The sequence below is a fragment of the Enterobacter cloacae complex sp. 385G4 genome (assembly GCF_057320665.1).
The window spans coordinates 837772-854045 of the sequence record NZ_JBXWDD010000001.1 but is presented as its reverse complement, the minus strand read 5'-3'; the positions used below and the strand labels follow the sequence as shown (position 1 = coordinate 854045).

The 16274-nt window shown below is 54.1% G+C and carries 17 protein-coding genes; 10 read left to right on the top strand and 7 right to left on the bottom strand.

All coding sequences use genetic code 11. The features are described from left to right. Window positions 1-52: 52 nt before the first annotated feature. The 5 genes from cysB to acnA all read left to right on the top strand — a co-directional run bounded on the left by cysB (window position 53) and on the right by acnA (window position 4754). Window positions 53-1027: an HTH-type transcriptional regulator CysB gene (gene cysB, locus AC2FAJ_RS04245; protein ID WP_028013403.1), complete on the top strand. Its 975-nt coding sequence runs from the start codon at window positions 53-55 to the stop codon at window positions 1025-1027. Between the two features lie 338 nt (window positions 1028-1365). Further along, window positions 1366-1506, top strand: coding sequence for a YmiA family putative membrane protein (locus AC2FAJ_RS04240; protein WP_213743510.1), 141 nt, complete (start codon window positions 1366-1368; stop codon window positions 1504-1506). Window positions 1507-1508: 2 nt separating this feature from the next. Beyond that, window positions 1509-1679: a hypothetical protein gene (locus AC2FAJ_RS04235; RefSeq protein WP_032644881.1), complete on the top strand. Its 171-nt coding sequence runs from the start codon at window positions 1509-1511 to the stop codon at window positions 1677-1679. 137 nt (window positions 1680-1816) lie between these two features. Next, window positions 1817-1915 carry a small membrane protein YmiC gene (gene ymiC / locus AC2FAJ_RS04230; RefSeq protein ID WP_032644994.1) on the top strand — a complete coding sequence of 33 codons (99 nt, stop codon included), beginning with the start codon at window positions 1817-1819 and terminating at the stop codon, window positions 1913-1915. A gap of 163 nt (window positions 1916-2078) precedes the next feature. Then, the gene (acnA, locus tag AC2FAJ_RS04225; protein ID WP_045630537.1) at window positions 2079-4754 is read left to right on the top strand and encodes an aconitate hydratase AcnA; all 2676 of its coding nucleotides are present in this window, start codon (window positions 2079-2081) and stop codon (window positions 4752-4754) included. 37 nt (window positions 4755-4791) lie between these two features. Here acnA and ribA read toward each other — a convergent pair whose 3' ends face one another. Further along, the gene (ribA, locus tag AC2FAJ_RS04220; RefSeq protein WP_028013401.1) at window positions 4792-5382 is read right to left on the bottom strand and encodes a GTP cyclohydrolase II; all 591 of its coding nucleotides are present in this window, start codon (window positions 5380-5382) and stop codon (window positions 4792-4794) included. Between the two features lie 197 nt (window positions 5383-5579). Here ribA and pgpB point away from each other — a divergent pair, with 197 nt between their 5' ends. The 5 genes from pgpB to yciH all read left to right on the top strand — a co-directional run bounded on the left by pgpB (window position 5580) and on the right by yciH (window position 9229). Next, window positions 5580-6347, top strand: coding sequence for a phosphatidylglycerophosphatase B (pgpB, locus tag AC2FAJ_RS04215; RefSeq protein WP_048956169.1), 768 nt, complete (start codon window positions 5580-5582; stop codon window positions 6345-6347). A gap of 148 nt (window positions 6348-6495) precedes the next feature. Further along, the gene (locus AC2FAJ_RS04210; RefSeq protein ID WP_028013399.1) at window positions 6496-6804 is read left to right on the top strand and encodes a LapA family protein; all 309 of its coding nucleotides are present in this window, start codon (window positions 6496-6498) and stop codon (window positions 6802-6804) included. 6 nt (window positions 6805-6810) lie between these two features. Beyond that, window positions 6811-7980: a lipopolysaccharide assembly protein LapB gene (gene lapB / locus AC2FAJ_RS04205; protein WP_041909646.1), complete on the top strand. Its 1170-nt coding sequence runs from the start codon at window positions 6811-6813 to the stop codon at window positions 7978-7980. Window positions 7981-8165: 185 nt separating this feature from the next. Next, entirely contained in the window at window positions 8166-8906 is a 741-nt protein-coding gene (pyrF, locus tag AC2FAJ_RS04200; protein ID WP_041909647.1) for an orotidine-5'-phosphate decarboxylase, read from the top strand. After that, complete coding sequence (gene yciH / locus AC2FAJ_RS04195) at window positions 8903-9229, top strand: stress response translation initiation inhibitor YciH (RefSeq protein ID WP_045630534.1); 327 nt, start codon at window positions 8903-8905, stop codon at window positions 9227-9229. Before pyrF ends, yciH begins: the two co-directional genes overlap by 4 nt. A gap of 104 nt (window positions 9230-9333) precedes the next feature. Here yciH and osmB read toward each other — a convergent pair whose 3' ends face one another. The 6 genes from osmB to AC2FAJ_RS04165 all read right to left on the bottom strand — a co-directional run bounded on the left by osmB (window position 9334) and on the right by AC2FAJ_RS04165 (window position 16232). Then, window positions 9334-9552, bottom strand: coding sequence for an osmotically-inducible lipoprotein OsmB (osmB, locus tag AC2FAJ_RS04190; protein WP_008501216.1), 219 nt, complete (start codon window positions 9550-9552; stop codon window positions 9334-9336). A 261-nt stretch (window positions 9553-9813) separates the two neighbouring features. Next, on the bottom strand, window positions 9814-10566 hold the full coding sequence (gene yciT, locus AC2FAJ_RS04185; RefSeq protein WP_319879030.1) for a DNA-binding transcriptional regulator YciT: 753 nt from the start codon (window positions 10564-10566) through the stop codon (window positions 9814-9816). Window positions 10567-10609: 43 nt separating this feature from the next. After that, on the bottom strand, window positions 10610-10792 hold the full coding sequence (locus tag AC2FAJ_RS04180) for a YciZ family protein (RefSeq protein WP_041909652.1): 183 nt from the start codon (window positions 10790-10792) through the stop codon (window positions 10610-10612). A gap of 118 nt (window positions 10793-10910) precedes the next feature. Continuing rightward, the gene (gene pdeR / locus AC2FAJ_RS04175) at window positions 10911-12902 is read right to left on the bottom strand and encodes a cyclic di-GMP phosphodiesterase (protein WP_028013393.1); all 1992 of its coding nucleotides are present in this window, start codon (window positions 12900-12902) and stop codon (window positions 10911-10913) included. 320 nt (window positions 12903-13222) lie between these two features. Then, entirely contained in the window at window positions 13223-15157 is a 1935-nt protein-coding gene (locus tag AC2FAJ_RS04170) for an exoribonuclease II (protein WP_485453857.1), read from the bottom strand. An 88-nt stretch (window positions 15158-15245) separates the two neighbouring features. Next, the gene (locus tag AC2FAJ_RS04165) at window positions 15246-16232 is read right to left on the bottom strand and encodes a CMD domain-containing protein (RefSeq protein ID WP_060571746.1); all 987 of its coding nucleotides are present in this window, start codon (window positions 16230-16232) and stop codon (window positions 15246-15248) included. Window positions 16233-16274 lie beyond the last annotated feature (42 nt).

The following is a 16274-nucleotide window of genomic DNA, read 5'->3' as shown; positions in this document are numbered from 1 at the left end:
TATCAAATCGTCTTAAGCGATTGACCGTGTGCGCTAAATCGGATGGTCTGGCATGAAATTACAGCAGCTTCGTTATATCGTTGAGGTGGTGAATCACAACCTTAATGTCTCTTCCACCGCCGAGGGGCTATATACCTCGCAACCGGGCATCAGCAAGCAGGTTCGCATGCTCGAGGATGAATTAGGTATTCAGATTTTCGCCCGCAGTGGTAAGCACCTTACCCAGGTAACGCCAGCGGGGCAGGAAATCATCCGTATTGCGCGGGAAGTCCTTTCCAAAGTCGATGCGATTAAGTCTGTGGCGGGGGAACATACCTGGCCGGATAAAGGCTCGCTGTATATTGCCACGACGCACACCCAGGCGCGCTATGCGCTACCGGGCGTTATCAAGGGCTTTATCGAGCGTTATCCGCGCGTCTCCCTGCATATGCACCAGGGGTCGCCGACGCAAATTGCGGAGGCGGTGTCGAAGGGCAATGCAGATTTTGCCATCGCGACGGAAGCGCTCCATCTCTATGACGATCTGGTCATGCTGCCGTGCTATCACTGGAACCGCTCCATTGTGGTGACCCCGGATCATCCGCTGGCGGGCAAAGGGTCGGTGTCAATCGAAGAGCTGGCGCAATATCCTCTGGTCACCTACACGTTTGGCTTCACCGGACGATCTGAGCTTGATACCGCCTTCAACCGGGCCGGGTTAACGCCGCGGATTGTCTTTACCGCCACCGATGCCGACGTCATAAAGACCTATGTACGGCTTGGCCTGGGGGTAGGGGTGATCGCCAGCATGGCGGTCGACCCGGTGTCGGACCCTGACCTGGTGCGTCTTGATGCGCATGATATTTTCAGCCACAGCACGACAAAAATTGGCTTCCGCCGCAGTACCTTCCTGCGAAGCTATATGTATGATTTTATTCAGCGCTTTGCACCGCATTTAACGCGTGACGTGGTGGATACCGCCGTGGCATTACGATCAAATGAAGATATCGAAGAGATGTTTAAAGATATCAAACTCCCCGAAAAATAATCACACCCGGTATCTTTCCCTGAGGGAAAGATACCGAAATATCGGCTTAAAGCTAAATTAGAATTATCATCATCTGCACTTCCCCTGCCATATATTGTCATTATCCTTTTAATTTGTGTGGCTTTAATGTCGTGAATTGGCGACAAAAATAGAAACTAATTAACGGCTACGCAAATTTTTCTTTTCAAATATTTATTTCTGGTCAAAAGATTGAATATTTCATGCCTCTTGATGCGTAAATTCACTGGCTTTTCGGCTAAAGTTTCTTTAGGATTTATCTCAACAGATGATTAATTGCACCAATTGTTTGGTCCTAAATGATAAGCGATATCGATTGTATGAGGTTAGCAATGCCTTCAGGAAGTGAAGAACCGCAAAGGGATCCTGCGCTCAAGCGTAAAGCCTGGCTGGCGGTCTTTCTCGTTTCCGCCCTGTTCTGGGTGATGGTTGCTCTCCTGGCCTGGAAATATTGGGGTTGAATATGGCAGTGACGGTACGTACAGAAACGGCAAAGCGGATGTGTCAGCATCATGACACTGTTCACAAGGGACGCAAAGCGCCTGCAACAGCAGTGCCAGCATCCTGGAAACTGACGCCGCAGCAGCAGGCTTTTATTGATGTGTTCGCGGAAGACGAACCCAAAAAACAATAATTTAGTTTATTGCGTAATGATGCAGTTAGTCTGAATAATGACTATGCGCCTTTGTACTCTTTAATAAATACACATCAGCAATATAGCACGAGGACCTGCCTCGGAATGTTTAATAAATAATGCCTGGTGTCCCTATGATGAATAACATGATGTCTCAAAAATACTGGTCATGGATCGGCGTTTTTACCCTGTCGATTCTGTTCTGGAGTCAGCTCATCTGGCTGGCCGTCCACTAAATCACAAAACCTCGCTGCGGCGGGGTTTTTTGTTTTATCCTCCTCTGGACCATTCCTAAATTTATCAATTTGGGTTGTTATCAAAACGTTACGACATCTTTGTGTTATCTTTAATTACGGCCCTGATGATTGTCAGGACATCTCTGTAATTAAGGAGGAGCTTATGTCGTTAACCCTACGCGAAGCCAGTAAGGACACGTTACAGGCAGAAAATAAAACCTGGCACTACTATAGCCTGCCGCTGGCTGCCAGAACGCTTGGGGACATTTCGCGTTTACCCAAGTCCTTGAAAGTTTTGCTGGAAAATCTATTGCGCTGGCAGGACGGTGACTCCGTTACCCTCGACGATATTCAGGCGCTGGCAGGGTGGCTTAAGAATGCCCATGCCGACAGAGAAATTGCCTACCGCCCGGCAAGGGTCCTGATGCAGGACTTCACCGGCGTTCCTGCCGTGGTGGATCTCGCCGCCATGCGTGAGGCGGTTAAACGCCTCGGCGGCGATACGGCTAAAGTGAACCCGCTTTCACCCGTCGACCTCGTGATTGACCACTCCGTAACCGTTGACCACTTCGGTGATGACGATGCCTTTGGCGAGAACGTGCGTCTCGAGATGGAGCGAAATCACGAGCGTTACGTCTTCCTGAAGTGGGGTCAGCAGGCGTTCAGCCGCTTTAGCGTGGTTCCACCCGGCACCGGTATTTGTCACCAGGTTAACCTTGAATATCTCGGTAAAGCCGTCTGGAGTGAATTGCAGGACAAAGAGTGGGTGGCTTATCCGGACACGCTGGTGGGTACAGATTCCCACACCACCATGATTAACGGCCTCGGCGTGCTGGGCTGGGGTGTCGGCGGTATCGAAGCGGAAGCCGCCATGCTCGGTCAGCCGGTCTCCATGCTTATCCCTGATGTTGTGGGCTTTAAGCTCACCGGGAAGCTGTCTGAAGGCATTACCGCCACCGATCTGGTGCTCACCGTAACCCAGATGCTGCGTAAGCATGGTGTGGTGGGAAAATTTGTTGAATTTTACGGTGACGGGCTGGATTCGCTGCCGCTGGCTGACCGCGCGACCATCGCCAACATGGCGCCAGAATATGGTGCAACCTGCGGATTTTTCCCCATTGATGACGTCACCCTGGAGTACATGCGCCTGAGCGGACGCAGCGAAGAGCAGGTGGCGCTGGTGGAGGCGTATACCAAAGCGCAGGGCATGTGGCGCAATCCGGGGGATGAGCCGGTATTTACCAGCACGCTTGCGCTTGACATGGGAAGCGTTGAGGCGAGCCTCGCCGGTCCGAAGCGTCCGCAGGATCGCGTAGCGTTAAGCGACGTGCCAAAAGCGTTTGCCGCAAGCAACGAGCTGGAAGTTAACGTGGCGAAGAAGGACCATCGCCCAATCGACTATGTTCTGAACGGACATCAGTATCAGCTCCCGGACGGCGCGGTTGTCATAGCAGCCATTACCTCCTGCACCAACACCTCAAACCCCAGCGTATTAATGGCTGCCGGCCTGCTTGCTAAAAAAGCGGTTGAGCTGGGGCTGAAACCACAGCCCTGGGTCAAAGCCTCTCTGGCACCGGGCTCCAAAGTGGTCTCGGATTACCTGGCGCAGGCCAGGCTAACGCCGTATCTTGATGAGCTGGGCTTTAACCTCGTGGGCTATGGCTGTACCACCTGCATCGGTAACTCCGGCCCGCTGCCTGAACCTATTGAAACGGCGATCAAGCAGGGCGATCTGACGGTTGGCGCAGTCCTTTCAGGTAACCGTAACTTTGAAGGACGTATTCATCCGCTGGTGAAAACCAACTGGCTCGCTTCGCCGCCGCTGGTGGTGGCCTACGCGCTCGCCGGGAACATGAATATCAACCTGGCTACCGATCCTATTGGTCACGACCGCAAGAATGAGCCGGTCTATCTGAAAGATATCTGGCCGTCCTCACGTGAAATTGCGATGGCCGTTGAAAAGGTCTCCACCGAGATGTTCCGCAAAGAGTATGCGGAAGTGTTTGAAGGCACGCCGGAATGGAAAGCCATCAACGTTGTGGGCTCGGACACCTATGACTGGCAGGACGATTCCACCTATATCCGCCTGTCGCCGTTCTTTGATGAAATGCTGGCCGAGCCTGCACCGCTTCAGGATATTCACGGGGCGCGCATACTGGCGATGCTGGGGGATTCCGTCACCACTGACCATATCTCTCCGGCGGGGAGCATCAAAGCCGACAGCCCGGCGGGCCGTTATCTGCAAAGCCGGGGCGTGGAGCGCCGCGATTTTAACTCCTACGGATCGCGCCGCGGTAACCATGAAGTGATGATGCGTGGGACGTTTGCCAACATCCGCATTCGTAACGAAATGGTTCCGGGCGTGGAAGGGGGGATGACGCGCCATCTTCCGGGGACGGAAATCGTGTCGATTTATGACGCAGCCGTCAAATATCAGCAGGAAGGTACGCCGCTGGCGGTGATCGCCGGGAAAGAGTACGGTTCCGGCTCCAGTCGTGACTGGGCGGCGAAAGGTCCGCGACTGCTTGGCGTTCGCGTGGTCATCGCCGAGTCGTTTGAACGTATTCACCGCTCGAACCTGATTGGCATGGGGATCCTGCCGCTTGAGTTCCCTCAGGGCGTCACGCGCAAAACGCTGGGCCTGACGGGGGAAGAGCAGATTGATATTAGCGGCCTGCAAAACCTGCAGCCGGGCAAAACGGTGCCGGTGAAGCTTACGCGAGCAGACGGGAAAAGTGAGGTACTGGAATGCCGGTGTCGTATTGATACGGCAACCGAACTGACCTACTACCAGAACGACGGCATTTTACATTATGTGATTCGTAAAATGCTGGATTGATAAAAAAAGCCCGGCATCTGTGCCGGGCTTTTTACTTTCACTCTTTCAGAAGATGGCCCATTTTAGCCGCCTTGGTATCGAGATAGTGGGCATTTTTCGGGTTGCGGCCGACAATCAGCGGTACGCGCTCGACGATGTTGATCCCGGCTTCGGTGAGGATTTCCACCTTTTTGGGATTATTGGTCAGCAGGCGAACCTCGTCCACGCCCAGCAGCTTGAACATATCGGCGCAGAGGGTGAAATCACGTTCATCGGCGGCAAAACCGAGCTGGTGGTTGGCTTCCACCGTATCGTAGCCCTGGTCCTGCAGCGCGTAAGCGCGGATTTTATTCAGCAGACCAATGTTACGACCTTCCTGACGGTGATAGAGCAGCACGCCGCGGCCTTCTTCGGCAATATGGGTAAGGGCAGCTTCGAGCTGGAAACCGCAATCACAGCGCAGGCTGAACAACGCGTCGCCGGTCAGACACTCCGAATGGACGCGGGACAGCACCGGCGTCTGCCCTGAAATGTCGCCGTAGACCAGCGCGACATGATCCTGTCCGGTTGCCAGTTCTTCAAACCCCACCATCAGGAAATCGCCCCATGGGGTTGGCAGTTTGGCTTCTGCCACACGTTTAAGCTGCATGTGATTCTCCAGAGTAGGCTGACACGTTTCGTGCCTTGCGCCTGTTTTGCTTTCTGTATTTGTCCATTTTGCCACAAGCTCAGCACGTTCGCCTAATGGGCGCCATGCTATATGAACGTTAAACGCACGATCCGACATATCCACCCATCGAATGAATTTCAGTTATGATTGTGAGGCTTAGCGAAAAAGGAGAAGACATGCTTTCAATCGCCAGACGTACGGCAGCAGGCGCGGCCATTTTACTGATTATGCCTTTGGCCGTGTGGGTCTCCGGCTGGATGTGGCAGCCGGGGCAGAATGCCACGTGGCTGAAAACGTTATACTGGGTAACGGAGACGGTCACGCAGCCGTGGGGAATTATTACCCACGTTATCCTCTGCGGCTGGTTCTTGTGGTGCCTGCGCTTTCGACTGCGCGCGGCGTTGATGCTCTTTGCTATCCTCGGTGGCGCGATCGTTATTGGACAGGGCGTGAAGTCCTGGGTGAAGGATCACGTTCAGGAGCCAAGACCTTTTGTCGTCTGGCTGGAAAAAGCGCACCATGTTCCGGTGGAAGAGTTCTACAATTTAAAGCGTAAAGATCGCGGCGCGCTGGTGAAAGAACAGCTTTCAGAACAGGAAGATATTCCAAAGTTCCTGCGTAAGCACTGGCAAAAAGAGACGGGATTCGCGTTTCCTTCCGGCCATACGATGTTTGCAGCCAGCTGGGCGTTGCTGGGCGTTGGGCTGCTTTGGCCTCGACGTCGCACTATGACCATCGCGATTTTACTGGTTTGGGCGACAGGGGTGATGGGCAGCCGCTTGCTGCTGGGAATGCACTGGCCGCGGGATCTGGTGGTCGCTACGCTGATCTCCTGGATGCTGGTGACGCTGGCAACCTGGCTTGCAGAACGGTTCTGCGGCCCGCTCACGCCGCCACCTGAAGAGAAAGAAGAGATCGCCGAAAGGGAGCAAAGCGACGCCTGACGGTTGATATTGTGCATTTTGCCCATAAATCCATGACGTGCGCGTTATTTTTTCCGTTTCGCGCCCGTCGCTAAAATGGTAGTTTATAAGGCTGATTGCGGTGAGTTGAACACACTTTATTCGCTTGAACCACATAACGGGAAGTAATGTGAAATATTTACTCATTTTCTTACTGGTATTGGCGATTTTTGTCATTTCAGTCACATTGGGTGCACAAAACGATCAACAGGTGACGTTTAACTATCTGCTGGCGCAGGGTGAGTATCGGGTCTCCAGCCTGCTGGCGGTCTTATTTGCTGCAGGCTTTGCCATCGGCTGGCTGGTTTGCGGTCTTTTCTGGTTGAAAGTTCGTGTTTCTCTTGCGCGCGCTGAACGTAAAATTAAACGACTTGAACAGCACATTGCGCCTGCGTCCGACATGCCGGAAAGTTCAGGTGTGCCGGTCGTGAAGGAATAATCGACTATGCTGGAGTTGTTGTTTCTGCTTTTGCCTGTAGCCGCAGCCTATGGCTGGTATATGGGCCGCAGAAGTGCGCAACAAACGAAACAGGATGAGGCTAACCGACTCTCCCGCGACTACGTTGCGGGGGTGAACTTCCTCCTGAGCAATCAGCAGGACAAAGCGGTAGACCTGTTCCTCGATATGCTGAAAGAGGATACGGGGACCGTCGAAGCCCACCTCACTCTCGGTAACCTGTTCCGCTCGCGCGGCGAGGTTGACCGCGCTATCCGTATCCACCAGACCTTGATGGAAAGCGCCTCCCTGACCTACGAACAACGTCTCCTGGCGGTACAACAACTGGGCCGAGACTATATGGCCGCGGGGTTGTACGATCGCGCTGAAGATATGTTCACACAGCTGGTGGATGAAACGGATTTCCGTATCGGCGCGTTGCAGCAGTTACTGCAGATTTACCAGGCCACCAGCGACTGGCAGAAAGCCATTGATACGGCCGAGCGTCTGGTGAAGCTGGGCAAAGACAAGCAGCGCGTTGAAATTGCGCATTTCTACTGCGAGCTTGCCCTTCAGCAGATGGGCAACGACGACATGGATAAAGCCATGGCGTTGCTCAAGAAAGGCGCCGCCGCAGACCGCAATAGCGCGCGTATCTCTATCATGATGGGGCGCGTTTTTATGGCCAGCGGCGACTACGCTAAAGCCGTTGAAAGCCTGATGCGGGTGATTGACCAGGACAAAGAGCTGGTCAGCGAAACGCTTGAAATGCTGCAAACCTGCTATCAGCAGCTGGACAAGCAGGAAGAGTGGGTGGCATTTCTGCGCCGTTGCGTGGAAGAGAATACCGGCGCGACCGCTGAGCTGATGCTCTCTGACGTGGTTGAGCAGTATGAGGGGAGCGACACCGCACAAGTTTATATTACCCGTCAGCTGCAGCGTCATCCCACGATGCGCGTATTCCACAAGCTGATGGACTACCATCTGAACGATGCGGAAGAAGGGCGCGCGAAAGAGAGTCTGATGGTGCTGCGCGACATGGTTGGCGAGCAGGTGCGCAGCAAACCGCGCTACCGTTGTCAGAAGTGTGGTTTTACCGCGTATACGCTCTACTGGCACTGCCCATCCTGCCGGGCCTGGTCCACTATCAAGCCAATTCGCGGCCTGGATGGGCAGTAATTTTTTAAAAGCCTTCATTTTAGTTACAACATACTGATGGCTTTTACCGCTTTCTCAACACCGTGCGGCTTGCTGGCCTGGCAGGGGCATAAATGGATTCTGTCAATTTGCGGCGACGGCAGGTAGAATGCAGGCCGTTTATCTGTTCCGCGCCGCTGCGCGCCCATAGACGAAAAGGGCTGGTCATGACGTCTGTTACTTCCTCCACTTCCCGCGTTATTACGGATTCTCCTGTTGTTGTTGCGCTTGATTACAATAAGCGTGACGCAGCGCTGGCCTTTGTCGACGGCATTGACCCTCGCGATTGCCGCCTGAAGGTCGGCAAAGAGATGTTCACGCTGTTTGGACCGCAAATCGTTCGCGATCTGCAACAGCGCGGCTTTGACGTTTTCCTCGATCTCAAATTCCATGATATCCCGAACACCACGGCGCACGCGGTTGCCGCCGCTGCGGAACTGGGTGTATGGATGGTCAACGTCCACGCGTCGGGCGGGGCGAGAATGATGACAGCCGCTCGCGAAGCACTCCTGCCGTTCGGCAACGATGCGCCATTACTGATTGCGGTTACCGTGCTGACCAGCATGGATGACAGCGACTTGCGCGAACTTGGCGTGACGTTGTCACCTGCCGGGCACGCCGAACGTCTCGCGCGTCTGACGCAGAGCTGTGGTCTCGATGGCGTCGTTTGCTCCGCGCAGGAAGCGGTACGCTTTAAGTCAGAGTTGGGCAAAGATTTTAAACTGGTCACGCCAGGCATTCGTCCTGCTGGCAGCGACGTGGGCGATCAGCGACGCATTATGACGCCTGAGCAAGCGTTGGCAGCAGGCGTTGACTACATGGTTATCGGCCGGCCGGTGACGCAGTCTGCGAACCCGGCAGAGACGCTTAAGGCTATCAACGCATCACTGAAAAAGGGGGCGCAATGACTGATTCCAACAGTCGGCTGGTCTACTCGACGGAAAGCGGGCGCATAGACGAACCGAAAACGAAAGCAGAACGTCCGAAAGGTGACGGTATTGTTCGTATCCAGCGTCAGACCAGCGGGCGAAAAGGAAAGGGGGTCTGCCTGATCTCCGGGATTGATCTGGATGATGCGGAGCTGAACAAGCTGGCAGCAGAGTTGAAGAAAAAATGTGGCTGCGGCGGCGCCGTGAAGGACGGCATTATCGAAATTCAGGGTGATAAACGCGATTTAATTAAATCGCTCCTTGAAGCCAAAGGCATGAAAGTTAAACTGGCAGGCGGCTAAAATAAATAAGCCACGGCAAATGCCGTGGCTCGTGTTATATACGTGCGTTAGTCAGACCTGAAATGCGATGCTAAATCGCCTTAACGGGAAGGCTGATAGAATAATTATTTGCCAACCTGGTGACCGATAATACCACCGACAGCAGCGCCGCCTAATGTACCCAGCGTACTACCATCCGTTAATACTGCACCACCGAGCGCACCAGCACCGGCGCCAATTGCGGTGTTACGGTCACGTTTAGACCAGTTAGAGCACGCGCTCAGGGACATTGCTACAGTGATTGCCAGAACAGCGGCGGCTAATTTTTTGCTGGTTAAGGTCATAATACTTTCTCCTGAATTATCGATTCACGGAAAGATGTACACATTAAGTATAGTCAAAATGAATACTCAATTCTTTTTTCCGTGAAAGCTGGTCGCGCAGGCGTTACGTAATCACGCAGGTGATAGTCACTTCCTGTTATATCGCTAACATTAATTTTACGACTTTACGGCAGGTTAAACAGGTAAAAACTCTTAAAGGATGGATAGGAATCCTCTTAGACGAATGGGGCATATGCGCCCGGAATACGGGCGCAAATGGACTCAGGCGGGCGTTTTAATAATATCGACAATCAGACCGTCATCTTCCAGTTTATTACGATGTTCATCGCTTAACCTTTCGTCGGTAATTACGCGGCTAAAGCGTGAGGCTGGCCCCATGGTATAAGGATGGACGGCACCAAATTTAGAGCTGTCGGTCAGCACAATGGCTTCACACTCTTTTTCCAGAACGGCATTCACAACGTCAGATCGCATCATATCCCGGCCGGTGAAGCCTGTCTCCGGCTGCCAGCCGTCAATACCGATAAACGCCTTACTGAAATGAACCTGCTGGACATACTGCCGGGTTAGCGGGCCTACCATGCTCTCACTTTTTTTCTGGTAAATGCCGCCCATCAAAATCACCTCACAGCGCGTCTCTTTGAGCAAATGGGCGATATAGCTGCTGACGGTGATGATGGTAACATCTTTTTGTTCGGCGAGTGTACGTGCCAGAAGAGCGTTGCTGCTGCCGTTTTCAATAAAGACCGTCTCGCCAGGGTTTACCAGCGATGCAGCAAATTCTGCCAGTTCTCGTTTAAGCGCGTAGTTATTCATCATGCGCGTCTCAACGTCGTCGCTGTCCAGCGGCACGGCATAGCCATGCGCACGGCGCAGGTAGCTCTGTTTTTCCAGCAGATTAAGATCCTGACGGATGGTGACTTCTGAAACGCCGGTGGTTTTAGCCAGCTCAACGACGCTTACGCGCCCCTGATCGATGACCATCTGCAAAATGAGTTGTTGTCGGGAATTCATAGCATCCAATTAATAAAGCGAAACGAGGTCTGAGACAGTGGGTTTAGACTTCCCACGGCGCTTTAGGCTGTCGGTTTTCGGGGGCATTGTCAGCGCCATCCTGAGCGAGAAGTTCAGACTTCAGGATCTCGAGATTACGGATCGCAGAGTGATAATCACCCGCCACCAGGATATCCAGCACGGTATCAATACGTTGTGCTACAGCTTGTGGATCAATAGTAGACATCATCTCTCCCCAGGAGCGAAAAGTTAATAATTTCAATGATGCAGAAAATAGGTTCAAAAGAGAAGGGAAAAAACGCCATAACGAAATTACCTATACGAAAGTGAACCTCTGTATGACGTTAACGTTGTTGTCGTGCTTGATATCGTTTTAGCCAGCGCTCGAATGCGGCAGCGGGCATCGGCTTAGCGAAAAGAAAACCCTGCCGTTCGTTGACGCCGTTTTTGGTCAGAAAGGCATCTTCTTTTGCGTTCTCCACCCCTTCGGCAATCACCTGCAGGTTTAACGCCTGCGCCACTGCGACAATGGCGCGTACCAGAGACTGGGAGACAGAGTGCTTATGAATATCTCTGACAAAAGCCTGATCGAGTTTAATGGCATCAATAGGAAAACGCGCCAGCTGGGAAAGGGAGGAGTAGCCGGTACCGAAATCGTCCAGATGAATTTGTGCCCCGAGCCGACTGAATTGCTGGATCACCGAGAGCGCCAGCTCTTCGTTTTCGATAAGACAGCTTTCGGTTAACTCAACGTCGATAGGGCAGTACTCAAAATGCAGATCCTTAAGCGCCTGCTTTAGCTCGCTGAAAATCGTCTGGTCGGCCAACTGACGTGCAGAGACGTTCACGGCCACGCGCAGGTTAATTCCCTTGTCACGCCATTTTGCCACCTGGCGAACCACATCAAGCATCACCCAGCGACCCAGCGGCACAATCAAACCGGACTCCTCGGCATAAGAGATAAATTCCAGAGGGGGGATCAGCCCGCGCTCGGGCGACTGCCAGCGGACCAGCGCTTCAAGGCTTCTGACTTCGCCGCGCCAGGTCATTTTCGGCTGGTAGTGGATCAGGAGCTGATCGTTATCCAGCGCTTTACGCAGGTTGGTGTCCAGCCACAGGTACTCAAACACGCGCTGGTTCATCTCGGGGGAGAAGACGCAGAATTTGCCACGGCCATTCTCCTTGGCGGTGTACATGGCGATGTCGGCATTGCGAATCACGCTTTCCCGATCGTTCCCATGCTGCGGCGCGAGGGCGATCCCCAGGGAGCAACCGGTGTAAACCTCAATGAGACCGATTCTGAACGGCTGGCGCAGGCGGGTCAGAATACGCGACGCCATCGCTTCCAGCGAGCCCTGAGAGGTATTGGTGGCCATAACGATAAACTCATCGCCGCCGAGCCGCGCTAAAACCTGCCCCTCATCCAGACAACTCAGAAGGGCAAGTGCAACCGCCTGCAGGAGCTGATCGCCGAACATATGCCCGTAGGCATCGTTAACCTTTTTGAAGTTATCGAGGTCGAGGTACACCACGCCAACCTGCGTGTCGCCGCGGCTATTGATGGCGTCTGAAATCAGCTCATGGATCGCATTGCGGTTGGGCAGGCCGGTGATGGTATCGGTATTGGCCAGCACGCGCAGGCGCTCCTGTGCCCGCCGTTCTTCGGTAATGTCGGTCCCGGAGCAGATAAGGAAAATTTCATTTTTACCGCTGCCGCTGTGAACGAATTTATTTCTGAACAGAAACAAGCGTTGCCCTTTTCGCGTTTTAATCCAGCGTTCGACTTCGTAGGAGCTGCCGTTGCGAAAGAAACCCGCAATGTTGCGCTTCGAGGCTGCCGCTTCGCTGCGGCTCATGAACAGTTCAAACACGTTTTGACCAATGACTTCATGTTCTTTCAGACCGGTATACTCTTCGCTCAGGCGGTTAAAGCGCTGGATATTGCCGTTTTGATCGAGAATGACAATGACGGAATTCGCTTCAGAAACAACCTGTTCCGCAAAGGAGAGTCCCTGAGCCAGATCGCGTGCCACGGAGGGCGTATCGTTCCAGGCGGAAGCCGTTCCGGCCCACTCGTTTCGGGTGATTTTGCGTCCGACAAGATGGACGGGAACTTGCTCGCCGTAAAGAGAGAGGTTAAGGGAAATGCTGGTGGTCATTACCGTTAGCTGGCGGATCTGTGCGGCCTGTTCATCATCCAGTACGATCTCCTGAGTCACGTCAGCATTTTCGCTGGCGGCAAGGTGCAGAGCGTTGCTGTCAGCCGACAATCGCCACCACGGGCTGTGAGTACCCATGTAACGAAACAGCAAATTTTGCTCAAGTTCGTCGATCATGATTTCTCCCGCCGCGACGCATTAGCGAACAAAATATTCATTAGTCGTCGACTTTTCCGTTGAAAATAGCGGCAAAGCCGCAGTGAAGGTATTGTTTTTCTGAGCTTTTTTATAATAAAACGCATCAGGCAGATAAAAATGCTGAGCGTATAAAATCCACGTGCCCGAACAGGGCAGCACTCTTTAACTGTAGATAATTATGGCTATTTTGGGCGGGCTGGGGCGGAAAAAGTAAGAAAAATGATGCTTTTGCGAGGGGAAAGACAGGGAGAAAATTGTCGGCCTTTCTGAACGGAAATGACCGACAATTGAGCAGGTTATCAGGCGACAGGGCGCGCAATAATACTGCGGGTTTCCATGCGAACTTCAGCGATAGTTACATCAATCACGTCAGTGACTTTGTAAACCGTCTCGCCTTTAATTTGCACGGTGCCGCTTTCCTGACTGCAGACCAGTTCGTCACGAACGGCGTGCAGGAACGGGGCAGGGATAAAGGCGACCGCACCGTTATCCACCAGACGTACGCGCATTCCCCCGCGGCTGATATCAATAATTTCTGCCGCGAAGCGGGTATCGGTACCGGCTTTATCCTGCAGGAAGCGCGCGTATAGCCAGTCTCCAACGTCACGTTCCGCCATGCGGTTCAGACGGCGACGCTCGGCCATCTGTAGGGTCGTGTCGTCCTGAGGACGGGCAATGGTTTCGCCCTTAATAATCGCTTTGAGCAGGCGGTGGTTAACCATATCGCCATACTTACGGATCGGGGAGGTCCAGGTGGCGTAGGCTTCCAGACCGAGGCCAAAGTGCGGGCCTGGCTCGGTGCTGATTTCCGCGAAGGACTGGAAGCGGCGAATACGGCTATCCAGGAAACCGGACGGCTGAGCGTCCAGCTCGCGGCGAAGCTTGCAGAAGCCCGGCAGTGTCAGCACTTCTTCCGGATCAACATGCACATCGTGATTCTTCAGGAGGGCCGCGAGCGCTTCGGTATTGGCCGGATCGAATCCGGTATGAACGTTGTAAATACCGAAGCCCAGCCTGTCGCGCAGCACGCGCGCGGCACAGATATTGGCGGAAATCATCGCTTCTTCGACGATGCGGTTAGCAATGCGTCGCGGCTCGGCCACGATATCCAGCACTTCGCCTTTTTCACCGAGAACAAAACGATAATCCGGACGATCCTTGAAGACCAGGGCGTGTGTCTTACGCCACTCGCCGCGGTTCAGGCAGATGCGGTGCAGCAGACGAATCTGTGCCGCGATAGCATCGGATTCAGGTTTCCAGCTGCCGGTGTTTTCCAGCCAGTCGGAGACATTGTCATAGGCCAGCTTGGCTTTGGATTCGATGGTGGCGGCAAAGAATTCGATATCGTCTTCAATCGTGCCATCTGCGGCAATGGTCATGCGGCAGGCGAGAACCGGGCGCACCTCATTTGGGCGCAGCGAGCAGAGGTCGTCAGACAGTTCGCGCGGCAGCATCGGGATGTTAAAGCCCGGCAGGTAGTTGGTGAACGCGCGGATTTTCGCCGTTTCGTCCAGCTTGCTGCCTTCCACAATCCAGGCGGTTGGATCGGCAATGGCGACGGTCAAATGCAGTTTGCCATCGGCGCTCTCTTCAGCGTAGAGCGCATCGTCCATATCTTCTGTGCTGGCGCTGTCGATGGTGACAAACTCCAGCGCGGTAAGATCGCGGCGCGCCAGGCCTTCATCCTGCATCTCAGTTGCCACGCCGTTCGGCGCTTCTTTTTCAAGATTATGGCGCGCCAGCGTGACCCACCACGGGACGAAATGGTCGTCGCCAAAGGTGATGAACTGGGTCAGTTCAGCATAGAAACCGCGGTCGCCTTTCAGAGGATGACGGCGCATTTCTGCCACGGCCCAGTCACCTTCTTTAAAATCATGCTCAACGCCGCGGGCGGCGCGGCAGGGAATGGCATCTTTCAGCAGGGGGTGATCCGGCACGACAGAAAGACGATCGTCCTTTCTCTGCACTTTGCCCACAAAGCGAGTCAGGAACGGCTCGATCAGTTCTTCCGGCTCGGCGGATTCACGTTCCTTCTCGGTATGGATGACGGCCATGACGCGATCGCCATGCATCACTTTCTTCATCTGCGGTGGCGGAATGAAGTAGCTTTTCTGCGTGTCAACTTCAAGGAAGCCAAAGCCCTTTTCCGTGGCTTTCACGACCCCTTCTGCACGCGGCGTCTGGGAATGCAGTTGCTGTTTAAGCTGCGCTAGCAGCGGGTTGTCCTGAAACATAATGTTCTATTTTCGTAGCCATTGAGCGGCTGACAGTTTTACGCGATTCTCACTGCTACAGCAAGCGCTCTTTGGGGAAAGAGTGTGGTTATTCCGCTTTGCCGGACGCGACTTTTAGTCGATTGAGCCAGCCCTCCAGGGCGCATTGGCTGAGCAGGTTGATCGCCTGAACGGCAGTAAGTCCCTCTTCCGTGAGCGGGGTAAATTGTGCGGCGCTGAAGCGGTCCGGCGAGCGTGTCAGCAATTCGGCTGCTGCCGAAAGCGCCGGAGGAGGCAGCGAAACCGTTTCCCGGCTATTTATCAGGATCTCCCCCATCAGATCGAGCAAGGTCGGTTCATGGCACAGGACCGGCGTCAGCGCCTCAAGCGTGGGCTCTGCCTGCCAGCGGGAGAGGGACTCAAGCTGATGCGCACTGGCATAGCGAAGCTCGACCACGGGCAGAAGCGAGATCCACGCGTCGGAGGACGTTGGCAGGGTGTGCGGCTGGATATGATGGCCCGGCAGCCAGCGGACGGGATGGCCGAGCAGCGCCTGAAAGACGGCGACCACGCGCGCCTGAAAACCGATAAAGCCGATTATCTGGTTAATCACCACAACGTCATAGATAGACAGACCTACCTCATCAAGCTGGTTTCGCGCCTTATCATCAATGACGTCAGGTGAGCTGGCGAGCTGGCGGGCGTACTGCGTGATTTCCGCCAGCCGTCGGTTACTTTCGCGGGAGGAGTCAGGGCCCGGCAGCGGGGCGAGGAGGGCGGCGTAGTGGTTGCACAGCCGCTGAACGCCGCAGGCCTGCGCCACCGTCAGCGCGGTACTTAACCGATCGTAGGCGCTAAGCGTTCGCAGGCGGTTTACGGGAAGTGAGAGCGGGAACAGCTGGTGACATAAGGATCTGGCAGGAGCAAGCCAGCCGGTACAGGCGGCGACAATCTCATCTGGCAGGGCTAAATCGAGCAAAAAACGATCGTCGACGTTAGCGGCTTCGGGCACCAGGGGCAGCACATCCGGCTGCGCGTGGTTAGACTGGGTTTCGTGATACCAGTGGCCTTTGCCGGAAAAACGGCGTTGTTCCATGGGCGTTCCTTGATCTCAAAATGGCGATCAATATCCTGGCGT

Excerpts from the sequence above, each read along its gene's own strand:
- cysB (WP_028013403.1), top strand. The coding sequence starts at position 53 with ATGAAATTACAGCAGCTTCGTTATATCGTTGAGGTGGTGAATCACAAC.
- AC2FAJ_RS04240 (WP_213743510.1), top strand. The coding sequence starts at position 1,366 with ATGAGGTTAGCAATGCCTTCAGGAAGTGAAGAACCGCAAAGGGATCCT.
- AC2FAJ_RS04235 (WP_032644881.1), top strand. The coding sequence starts at position 1,509 with ATGGCAGTGACGGTACGTACAGAAACGGCAAAGCGGATGTGTCAGCAT.
- ymiC (WP_032644994.1), top strand. The coding sequence starts at position 1,817 with ATGAATAACATGATGTCTCAAAAATACTGGTCATGGATCGGCGTTTTT.
- acnA (WP_045630537.1), top strand. The coding sequence starts at position 2,079 with ATGTCGTTAACCCTACGCGAAGCCAGTAAGGACACGTTACAGGCAGAA.
- ribA (WP_028013401.1), bottom strand. The coding sequence starts at position 5,382 with ATGCAGCTTAAACGTGTGGCAGAAGCCAAACTGCCAACCCCATGGGGC.
- pgpB (WP_048956169.1), top strand. The coding sequence starts at position 5,580 with ATGCTTTCAATCGCCAGACGTACGGCAGCAGGCGCGGCCATTTTACTG.
- lapB (WP_041909646.1), top strand. The coding sequence starts at position 6,811 with ATGCTGGAGTTGTTGTTTCTGCTTTTGCCTGTAGCCGCAGCCTATGGC.
- pyrF (WP_041909647.1), top strand. The coding sequence starts at position 8,166 with ATGACGTCTGTTACTTCCTCCACTTCCCGCGTTATTACGGATTCTCCT.
- yciH (WP_045630534.1), top strand. The coding sequence starts at position 8,903 with ATGACTGATTCCAACAGTCGGCTGGTCTACTCGACGGAAAGCGGGCGC.
- osmB (WP_008501216.1), bottom strand. The coding sequence starts at position 9,552 with ATGACCTTAACCAGCAAAAAATTAGCCGCCGCTGTTCTGGCAATCACT.
- yciT (WP_319879030.1), bottom strand. The coding sequence starts at position 10,566 with ATGAATTCCCGACAACAACTCATTTTGCAGATGGTCATCGATCAGGGG.
- AC2FAJ_RS04180 (WP_041909652.1), bottom strand. The coding sequence starts at position 10,792 with ATGTCTACTATTGATCCACAAGCTGTAGCACAACGTATTGATACCGTG.
- pdeR (WP_028013393.1), bottom strand. The coding sequence starts at position 12,902 with ATGATCGACGAACTTGAGCAAAATTTGCTGTTTCGTTACATGGGTACT.
- AC2FAJ_RS04170 (WP_485453857.1), bottom strand. The coding sequence starts at position 15,157 with ATGTTTCAGGACAACCCGCTGCTAGCGCAGCTTAAACAGCAACTGCAT.
- AC2FAJ_RS04165 (WP_060571746.1), bottom strand. The coding sequence starts at position 16,232 with ATGGAACAACGCCGTTTTTCCGGCAAAGGCCACTGGTATCACGAAACC.